At 55.7% G+C, this 1,570-nt stretch carries 1 pseudogene; it reads left to right on the forward strand.

The features are described 5' to 3' along the window. A pseudogene (locus tag LPH68_RS26145) lies at positions 1-1,570 on the forward strand (viral A-type inclusion protein); the annotation flags it as partial.

Consider the following 1,570-nt stretch of genomic DNA (forward strand, 5'->3'; position numbering starts at 1 on the left):
AGGCAGAAATAGAACGTACCGAAATCGCTCTTCAAACGGCCCAATCGTCCAGCGCTTCAGCTGACGAAGAATACCTGGACGCCACCTCTGAAATGAAGGCGCTTGCCGGGGAGGTGAAAAGTGCCTCGCAGGACACGGTTGACGGGTTGAACATGGTATCCGACGGATTGCACGGCTTTGCAAGCGGAACCTTACAGGGATCATTTGAAGGAATCCGGAACATGCTTACCGGGCTGTCAAAACTGAATATCGGGGGCAAGGTCGGTGATGCCATCAACCGGATGTCCGAGACCCTGTCAAGTGCCGGAGTCATCGGGCAGATCATATCGGCCATTCTCTCCATACTGGATTTGCTGAAAGACGGTATAGGTCCGGTTATCTCATCATTGATAGATACCATCTTCAATGCGATAACCGGGATACTCGACAATATCCTCAGCGGGGACATGTTCAAACAGATAGGCGGCTCCCTTGTGAAAGGTATCGGCGGACTACTGAACACGGTGTCTTTCGGAGGTTTCAACAAGCTGTTCGGCATCGGCGGGAACGCCAGGGAAGTGCAGGCGGCAATAGACCGCCTTACAGACCGGAACGAGAAACTGCAGACTTCCATCGAGGACCTGACCGATACCATCAAGGCAAGCAAGGGTACCAAGTCTGTGGCTGCCTACCGTGATGCGTACAAGATGCAGCAGGAAACGAATTCGAACTACCTGCAGATGGCGATGGCGCAAGCCGGCTACCATGGGAGCCACCACAGCTGGAACTACTACTGGGGAGGTTTCAACCAAGCACAGATAGACAAACTGAGCGGACAGATAGGCCGCCAGTGGGACGGGAGCCTGTGGAGCCTGAGTCCGGAGGAAATGAGGGCATTGCGTTCGAATGTGGATATGTGGACGCAGATACAGAATACCGGCAAGGGCGGCTACGGCGGGCGGCTGACCGAGAAGCTGGATGACTACATAGACCAGGCCGGCAAGCTGGAGGAACTGACCGACCAGTTGTATGAAGGTCTGACCGGTATTTCATTCGACGGCATGTACAGCAGCTTCATCGACAACCTGATGAACATGAAGTACGGTGCCAAGGATGCGGCGGAGGATATATCCGAGTACTTCATGCGGGCGATGCTGAGCAACAAGATCGGTGAGATGTACAGCGAAAAACTGAAAGGCTGGTGGGAGAAGTTCGGCAAGGCCATGGAGGACAACGAACTGACCGAGGCGGAACGGAACGCGCTGATGGAAGAGTACATGCAGTATATGGATGAAGCCCTTGCGCTGCGTGACAACCTGGCTGCCGCCACGGGCTACGACAAGACCGAAGCCGGCGGCACCAGTCAAAGTGCGAAAGCCGGGGGCTTTACGGCCATGACGCAGGACCAGGGGACGAAGCTGGAGGGCATGTTCACCAGCGGGTTGCAGCACTGGAGCAGCATGGACGACCGGCTGGAAAGCGTGGTGGAGAAGATGGACACGGCCGAAGGCCACCTGGCCCGGATAGCCGAGAACACCGGTGTGAGCGCCGGACACCTGGGCGAACTGAAGGAAGTGATAAAGAAAATGAT

This window comes from Bacteroides sp. 1_1_30 (assembly GCF_020982715.1).
GTDB lineage: Bacteria > Bacteroidota > Bacteroidia > Bacteroidales > Bacteroidaceae > Bacteroides > Bacteroides xylanisolvens.